Raw genomic sequence first — 7583 nt, 5'->3', positions numbered from 1 at the left:
AAAAAGAAAACAAAGAAAGATAGATATAAAGACAAAAAACCAACAAAACCAGGAGAATTAGTACAAATAGATACTAAGCATGAATATGTAAATGGTAGAAAAGTTTATATATTTGTAGCCAAAGATGTAAAAACAAGAATCTCCTTTACTTTTGCATATGACAGACTAAACAGTAAAAATGCGAAAGACTTTTTAGAGAAATTGATAAAAGCAATGCCATTTGAGATAAAAGGTATACAAACAGATAATGGCAGTGAATTCTTAGGCGAGTTTACCAAAGCATTAAAGAAAAAAGATATAAAACATTATTTTAACTATCCAAGATATCCAAAAGGACAAGCATATGTAGAGAGAATGAATAGGACATTACAGGATGAATTTATCATGTACTACGAAGATTATGAATTAAAAGACATTTATGAGTTTAATAAAAAGATGTTGCAATATATGTTATGGTATAACACAGAAAGACCTCATCATAGTTTAAACAAAAAATCACCTTTACAATACTTTTGTGATATTATAAATTCAAATAAATCGGAATTTTCCCAAACTGGTATGACTTATACAAATACTTTTGTGATATTATAAATTCAAATAAATCGGAATTTTCCCAAACTGGTATGACTTATACACCCCCTTGCAAAAAATTTAAAATTGATATATAATTTTTATCTCTGAGTTGGCCAGGTAGCTCAGTCGGTAGAGCATGCGGCTGAAAACCGCAGTGTCGGCGGTTCGATTCCGCCCTTGGCCACTTCTTTATAAAACTCCAATTACAGAATTTTCCATAAACTCTTTTAAATCAGAAACTCTCTTATTTAAAACAGGATGAAAAAGTTTTGGATTTAATTCTATCAATGGTAATAAAACAAAATCTCTTTCATGAAGTCTTGGATGTGGTATGTTTAACTTATCACTTTTATAGACTAAATCGTTATAAAAGAGTATATCTATATCAATTTCTCTTGGACCCCAATGGAATCTGTATACTCTTCCTGCGTTTTTCTCAACATCTTTTATAAAATTAAATAATTCTTCCGGACTTAAGTCGGTTTTTCCATATAAAACCATATTGTAAAAATCAGGTTGGTCAGTATAGCCTACAGCTTTTGATATGTAAATTTTAGATTTTTTTAAGATTTGAATTTTTTGAGACAATAATTCTATAGCTTTGTTTAGATTTAAGAGTCTATCTCCTACATTACTTCCAAGTCCTAAATAAACTTCATTCATTATTCTCTTTAAAGCCTTCTTTTTCTTTTTGAACTTGTTCTTGATTTTTCTTAACAAACCATAGGGCTCCGGCAGTCATAAGAATAACACCAACAATGACTATTAATCCTTCAACGATTGAGTTAGTATTACAAAATACACCAAAAGATGAGTATGGGTCACACTGTTTTAAATCTGAGATGTCTAACGGATTTTTTTCTTCAGCTAAAAGTTTGAAAAGGAATTTTTCCATTTTATAGACCTCACAATTCTATATTTTCTGATAAGGCTTTGGTTGCTTTTAAAAGCTGCTTTTGACCAACTTTTGCGTATCTTGCAGTTGTTACAGGTGAAGCATGACCTAAAAGTTCTTGTATAACTCTAAGTTCTGCTCCGGAAGATAATGCCATTGTTGCAGCTGTATGTCTTAGCTTGTGTGGATGTAATGTAATAGCTAATTTTTTACCTATATTTCTGATTTTTCTCCAAAGAAGATGGTAAGAAATCGGGAAAATATATTCGTTAACATCTAAAAATTCATTGATACTTTTTAAATATTGGACTAAAATTTCCAAAGGTTTGCCGGTTATAGGAACTTCTCTCTCTTTATCTCCTTTACCAACCACTCTTATGTATGCAATATCACCTTCTTTGACTTCGCCTTCTATTAGTCTGTCAATAGAAAATGTTTGACCGTTTCTTTCAACGATAATGTTAGATTTTTTAATGCTTAAAAGTTCAGAAGACCTTAAACCTGTGGTCAAAAATAAAATTACGATAGCCTTATCCTGGATACTGTCTAAAGCATCTATTAATTTTTTTACTTCTTCGTTTGACAAAGCAGACGGGATTTTTTGAGAAACTTTTGGTCTGTGAGATTTGGTTATAGGCGAAGAGTTAACTAATTCTAAATCCATTAAATATTGAAATAATGAATTAACAGAAGCAAGTTTTCTTGCTATGGTTGAAGATTTTCTATTTTGCATCTGTAAAGTCATTCTAAATTTAGCAATATCTGCTTTTGTGATTTCATTTATATTTTTATCCCCGACTATTTTAATAAATTGATTAAAATCAACTCTATAATTTTTTACAGTATTTGGCGATTTGTCTGCCATGTAAGATAAAAATAAATTACAACATTCAGAGACTTTCATTCAGTCCACCTTTTAAAAAGATTGTGCTTTACATCAAAACTATCTAATATTTTACCAATCACAAAGTTAATCATGTCATCCAAGGTTTTTGGCTTATGATAAAATCCCGGAGATGCTGAAGCAACAATCCCGCCAGCTAACATTACTTTTTTCATATTTTCAACATGAATTAAAGAAAATGGCATTTCTCTTACAAGTAAATAAAGCTTTTTTCTTTCTTTTAAAGCAACATCACAGACCCTTTGAATAAGATTTGTACTAATACCATTTGCCACTGCTGCCAACGTATCCATAGAACATGGAGCTATTATAACACCTTCTGTTTTTACAAGTTGAGAGCCGCTTGATATTGGTGCTGCAATATTTTTATTATCAAAAATTTCAACATTTCTTGGAAGCTTCTTTATAAACTCTGATTTAGTTATTCCCTCTTCCTTTTCCATGACTATAAAAGCAGATTCTGAAACTACTAAATAAACATAATTTTCCTTGGCCAGTTCTTCTACCAATCTTTTTCCGTATATAAACCCACTTGCTCCTGTTATTCCAACTATGAATTTTTTCATAATCTGATTTTAACACAACTGATATAAAATATGTATAGGTCAAAAAGTATTGAAAAATAGATGATAGATTTAGAAATATAAATTAAGATTCTTTACTCAGCTAAAATGTTAAAAATGAGATATAAATGGAAGTTTGAGTAATTCATGAATTGCACGGACATAATAAGTGAAGAGTAACTAGGAGCGATTAGTGAATCACCGGTACATATCACACATTACCTAAACTAACATGACTTATATATAATATTATGAGGTGCAAAGGAGGGTTAATCATGGAAAGACTTTACTCACCATGGAGGTCTCAATATATAGAAGGGCTTGAAAAGTCAGAAGGTTGTTTTTTGTGTAAAGCCTATCAAGAAAATAATGACGAGAAAAATCTTTTGCTGTATAGAGGTGAAAGGGCTTTTGTTATATTAAACCTATTTCCATATAATGCAGGTCATCTAATGGTATGTCCTAATGAACATATTGGGGATTTTACTGCTTTAGATGATAAAACTCTGCATGAAATTTCTTTATTAACCAAGGAAATGGTTAAACTTTTGAAAAAAGTTTTAAAACCAGATGGATTTAATATTGGCTACAATCTTGGAAGGGCAGCAGGAGCAGGTCTTGAAACCCATATTCATAATCATATAGTTCCAAGATGGATTGGAGACACAAATTTTATGCCTGTTTTGGGAGAGGTAAGAGTTATCTCTCAAGATTTAAAAGAAATTTATTATAAATTAAAAGAGGGATTAAAAGATGTTAAGTAAAATTAGACTCATTTTATGGTTATTTATTCTGTTAATAGCAGGATACTTTGTAGCAATGAATAATATTTCTGTAACTGTTAATTTGGTTCCAGGTTATCAAACAGTACCGCTTCCTTTATCTATAATCATCCTTATGAGTATTATCGTTGGAGCTATACTTGCTATTTTAATAGCGATTGGAGACTGGATTAAATTTAAGATCGAAATTTCAAGATTAAAAAAACAGCTTGAAATTTGTGAAAAAGAAAAGGAAAGTTTAAAAATGAATTCTTTAAAAGAGTCTGAGCAATTGTACAAGTCAAAAGAAATGCAGGAAAGCAGGTAAGGAATTTAAGAAAAAAATTCTTTGTTGACTTTGGAATGTTAAAAGCCAAGTAAGTAATATAATGGATACAATTCATAAATTGTTGGTATGTGAAAAATAAAGAGTTAGCAGAAGCGGTCTGTACATAGACTGTGTATATTAATCATCATTCATCACTTTGTATTTCATTCTAAAGCCAAAGGTAAGAGCGTTGCAAGAATTTTTTAAATTCACTTTTTGTCATCCAGCAGTGAGAAGTGAAGAATCTTATTTTTTGATGTTTTTTAAAAAGAAAAAAGAGAGAGAATTCTTCGTCGGCTACAGAATGACAGTGTGGATTTTTGCAAGCATCCTCTATTGTCACAAAGTAATTAACTTATCTTTAATCAAATCCACAGTATATTTTAACTTTCTATCTTTTTCCATCATTTCTTTTATTTTATTTGCAGCATTTAAAATTGTTGTATGGTCTTTTTTATGAAAATATCTTGCTATTGAAGATAAGGATTCATCAGTTAGCTCTTTTGATAAGTACATTGCTATCTGCCTTGCAGTTACAGATTTTTTATTTCTTGAGTTTCCAAGTAATTCTTTTATATCAATATTAAAGTAATTACATACTTCTTTTTGAATTCTTTCAACAGTTAATGGCTGAACTTCATTTACTTCTAGTACATCTTTTAACACAGTTCTTGCAACGTCTAAAGTTATTGGTCTACCCATTATTTCACTGTAAGCTTTTAATCTTTTTATTGAACCTTCCAGCTCTCTAACACTTGTATTTACTGTTTTTGCAATAAATAGAACTACATCCCTTGAAAATTCTACATTCAATTCTTTCATTTTCTTTAATGTTATGTTAATCTTTGTTTCTAAATCCGGCTTGGTTATTTCGACAATTAATCCGCTGCTAAATCTACTTATCAATCTTTTTTCTATGCCATTTAACTTAGAAGGCGGTTGGTCTGAGGATAAAATTATTTGTTTTCCAAGGCTGTATAAAACGTTAAAAATATGATAGAACTCTATTTGTGTTCTTTCCTTTCCAACTAAAAATTGTATATCGTCAATAAGTAGAAGGTCTACTTCTCTGTATTTTTTTCTAAACTCTAAAATCATTCCTTTTTCTAAATATGAAAAAAGCTCAGAAGCAAATGTGTCTGCTGTTGTGTAAATGATTTTTGCTGTAGAGTTTTTTGCAAGAACATGATAAGCTGTTCCATGTAATAAATGAGTTTTGCCAAGTCCAACATCGCCATATATAAAAAGCGGATTATAAATTTTTCCTAAATTTTCTGTAACAGCCAAACATGCTTGAAATGCAACTTTATTATTATTTCCTACTATAAGATTATCAAAAGTGTATTTAGGATTTAATGATAAATATTGATAAAAATCTGTTTCTTCAAAGTTTTTTGAATTCTTACTCTTTTTTGTTTTCTTTGAAGATTTATCCTTTAAAGAAATAATATGAATTTTTACATTTCTTCCAATAACCTTATTTGCTGAAGTTTCTATGGTTTCTAATATTTCTGTTTCTATCCAATTTTTGTAAATATTGTCTGGAGTATAGATATATATATTTCCTTCGCTGTAGTATACTTCTTCAAGAGAATTTAGTATCATGTATGATGTGTTATCAATTTTTTCCCTTAAATCATGGAGAATAGACTGCCAAAGTTTAGATTCACTAATACTGACGTTTGACGTATTACCAGCATTATTCTTACCTAAATCCATTCTCCACTCCTCTATTTCATTTTAGGGATATCCATTATATTTCCTTTTAGGTAAATTTTTAAATTTTTTTTATTTGACTTTTAAAATTTTTATGATAGAATAAATACATAATTTAAAAAATATAAGTTCAATAAAGACTTAATAGATTTTTCATTGAGAAATATTGTTTATTTTGTTAAGAAAACTTAACAATAAAAGCTATAGTATAGAGTTGAATATTATTAGGGAAGCTCCAAAATTCTTGCAGGTTTAATTTCTTGTCATCTTGAAGCTGTTAGCAGAAGGCTCCCCTTCTTTAAATTTTTTATTCGAAAAGAAAAAATATGAGATTCTTCGCTTAAGCACAGAAATGCCATTATAGAAACACAAAGGCAGAGATTTTTCGCTGGCTTCAGAATAACGATTTGGTTTTTTTTACAGGCAGTCTCAACATTGTTATACCCGGTTAAACTGTAATGATAAATGTTTCACTTCTTACATTTCACGCTCCAGGTTTAAAAGATAAGCTCTTAACTCTTGTCTTTTATCTGTAATGACAAACGCTTCTTGGACCGTTGACCCCTTTTTTAGCAATAACTTTGCACCCGTTTCGGTGTCATACTGATATTTTATAATTTTATCTCCTTTTTGAGCCTTTGGACTTGTATATATTCTTCCTGGTATGATGGACTTAGCAAGCCCAATTTCTACCAGAGCCTGCAAGTCCTTTTCAAAATCTTCAATGATAGAATGTTCTCTTTTTACACCTTTTTTTCTGTATTTCATTTTAAAATGGTTTTTCTGGAACGCTTTCCCAATCTTTTAAAAATCTTTCTAAGCCAATATCTGTAAGTGGATGTTTAGTCAGTTGTGCAATTACACTGTATGGGATTGTTGCTATATCTGCTCCAATCATTGCCGATTCTATTACATGAACAGGATTTCTGACAGATGCTACAATAATTTCAGATTTAAAATTATAATTATCTTTGATTTGCTTGATTTGTCTTATTAAATCCATACCGGCATGGCTAATATCATCCAGTCTGCCTACAAATGGAGATATATAAGATGCTCCAACCTTCATAGCTAATAAAGCTTGGGCTGGAGAGAATATTAACGTAACGTTAGTCTTTATTCCTTTACTTTCAAAGTAACTTACTGCCTTTAAACCTTCCGGAGTCATTGGAATCTTGATAACAACATTTTTACCAAGTTCTGCAAGCTTTTCACCTTCTTTAATCATCCCTTCCGCATCTGTGCTTGCAACTTCCAAGCTAACTGGTTTATCCGGCACTTCTGCCAATATACTCTTCACCACATCCCAAAATGGTTTTTTAACCTTTGCGATTAATGTTGGATTAGTTGTTACTCCATCAAGAAAATGTAATCTTTTTGCCTCTCTAATTTCATTCACATCTGCTGTATCGATGAAAAACTTCATCTATTACCTCCTATTATGTTTTTGTAATTTTCATAAAATCTTGTATTTAGCCAGTTAATATCAAACCATTCTACCGGATTAACCTCTATTCCGTTAACCAAAACTCCGTAATGTAAATGGTCTCCTACAGCCAATCCTGTCGTTCCTGTTTTTCCTATATACTGACCTTTTTTTACTGCTTCCCCTTCTTTAACTGCAATTTCGCTTAAATGAGAGTATAACGTATAAACACAAAGACCATGGTCAATAATTATACTATTGCCATATATGCCCAAAAATCCAGTAAAAACAACCTTTCCGTTGTTAGATGCTTTAACCGGTGCATTTTTTACAGATGCAAAATCAAACCCTTTATGATAAGCATCTGCTCCTTGAATAATTTTACCGTTATATCTGTATTTTCTATAATCAGCAAAA

General features: G+C 30.5%; 11 protein-coding genes and 1 tRNA gene. 4 read left to right on the top strand and 8 right to left on the bottom strand.

Going from position 1 to position 7583, the window contains the following annotated elements:
• Both SULYE_RS04265 and SULYE_RS04260 read left to right on the top strand, forming a co-directional pair.
• Nucleotides 1-591, top strand: a 591-nt coding sequence (locus SULYE_RS04265; protein ID WP_007546859.1) for a DDE-type integrase/transposase/recombinase, incomplete at its 5' end; no start/stop codon positions are given.
• 93 nt (nt 592-684) lie between these two features.
• Nucleotides 685-757 (top strand) — tRNA-Phe (locus SULYE_RS04260).
• 5 nt (nt 758-762) lie between these two features.
• Here SULYE_RS04260 and folK read toward each other — a convergent pair.
• Genes folK through SULYE_RS04240 form a run of 4 tightly spaced genes read right to left on the bottom strand, consistent with a single transcriptional unit; the run spans nt 763 to nt 2938 of the window.
• Nucleotides 763-1236, bottom strand: coding sequence for a 2-amino-4-hydroxy-6-hydroxymethyldihydropteridine diphosphokinase (folK, locus tag SULYE_RS04255; RefSeq protein ID WP_007546855.1), 474 nt, complete (start codon nt 1234-1236; stop codon nt 763-765).
• Entirely contained in the window at nt 1229-1468 is a 240-nt protein-coding gene (locus tag SULYE_RS04250; RefSeq protein ID WP_007546853.1) for a hypothetical protein, read from the bottom strand. The genes folK and SULYE_RS04250 overlap by 8 nt, the downstream gene beginning before the upstream one ends.
• 10 nt (nt 1469-1478) lie before the next feature.
• A complete protein-coding gene (locus tag SULYE_RS04245; protein ID WP_007546851.1) occupies nt 1479-2372 on the bottom strand; it encodes a tyrosine-type recombinase/integrase in 894 nt (297 codons plus the stop codon).
• A complete protein-coding gene (locus tag SULYE_RS04240; protein WP_007546849.1) occupies nt 2369-2938 on the bottom strand; it encodes a UbiX family flavin prenyltransferase in 570 nt (189 codons plus the stop codon). Before SULYE_RS04240 ends, SULYE_RS04245 begins: the two co-directional genes overlap by 4 nt.
• Nucleotides 2939-3210: 272 nt before the next feature.
• On the opposite strand from SULYE_RS04240, the gene SULYE_RS04235 reads away from it, so the two are divergent.
• Nucleotides 3211-3699: an HIT family protein gene (locus tag SULYE_RS04235; protein WP_007546847.1), complete on the top strand. Its 489-nt coding sequence runs from the start codon at nt 3211-3213 to the stop codon at nt 3697-3699.
• A complete protein-coding gene (locus tag SULYE_RS04230) occupies nt 3689-4024 on the top strand; it encodes a lipopolysaccharide assembly protein LapA domain-containing protein (protein ID WP_007546846.1) in 336 nt (111 codons plus the stop codon). The genes SULYE_RS04235 and SULYE_RS04230 overlap by 11 nt, the downstream gene beginning before the upstream one ends.
• A gap of 339 nt (nt 4025-4363) precedes the next feature.
• On the opposite strand, the gene dnaA is transcribed toward SULYE_RS04230, so the two are convergent.
• The 4 genes from dnaA to SULYE_RS04210 form a co-directional block, all read right to left on the bottom strand.
• The gene (gene dnaA / locus SULYE_RS04225) at nt 4364-5743 is read right to left on the bottom strand and encodes a chromosomal replication initiator protein DnaA (RefSeq protein ID WP_007546845.1); all 1380 of its coding nucleotides are present in this window, start codon (nt 5741-5743) and stop codon (nt 4364-4366) included.
• A 474-nt stretch (nt 5744-6217) separates the two neighbouring features.
• A complete protein-coding gene (locus tag SULYE_RS04220; protein ID WP_007546844.1) occupies nt 6218-6508 on the bottom strand; it encodes a DUF2103 domain-containing protein in 291 nt (96 codons plus the stop codon).
• A 1-nt stretch (nt 6509) separates the two neighbouring features.
• A complete protein-coding gene (fsa, locus tag SULYE_RS04215; RefSeq protein ID WP_007546843.1) occupies nt 6510-7166 on the bottom strand; it encodes a fructose-6-phosphate aldolase in 657 nt (218 codons plus the stop codon).
• On the bottom strand, nt 7163-7583 hold a 421-nt coding region (locus SULYE_RS04210), incomplete at its 5' end, for a M23 family metallopeptidase (RefSeq protein ID WP_007546842.1). The genes fsa and SULYE_RS04210, both read right to left, overlap by 4 nt.

Source organism: Sulfurihydrogenibium yellowstonense SS-5, from assembly GCF_000173615.1.
GTDB lineage: Bacteria > Aquificota > Aquificia > Aquificales > Hydrogenothermaceae > Sulfurihydrogenibium > Sulfurihydrogenibium yellowstonense.
Note: the sequence above shows the minus strand (reverse complement) of the source record. Positions and strands in the feature narration are given on the sequence as shown.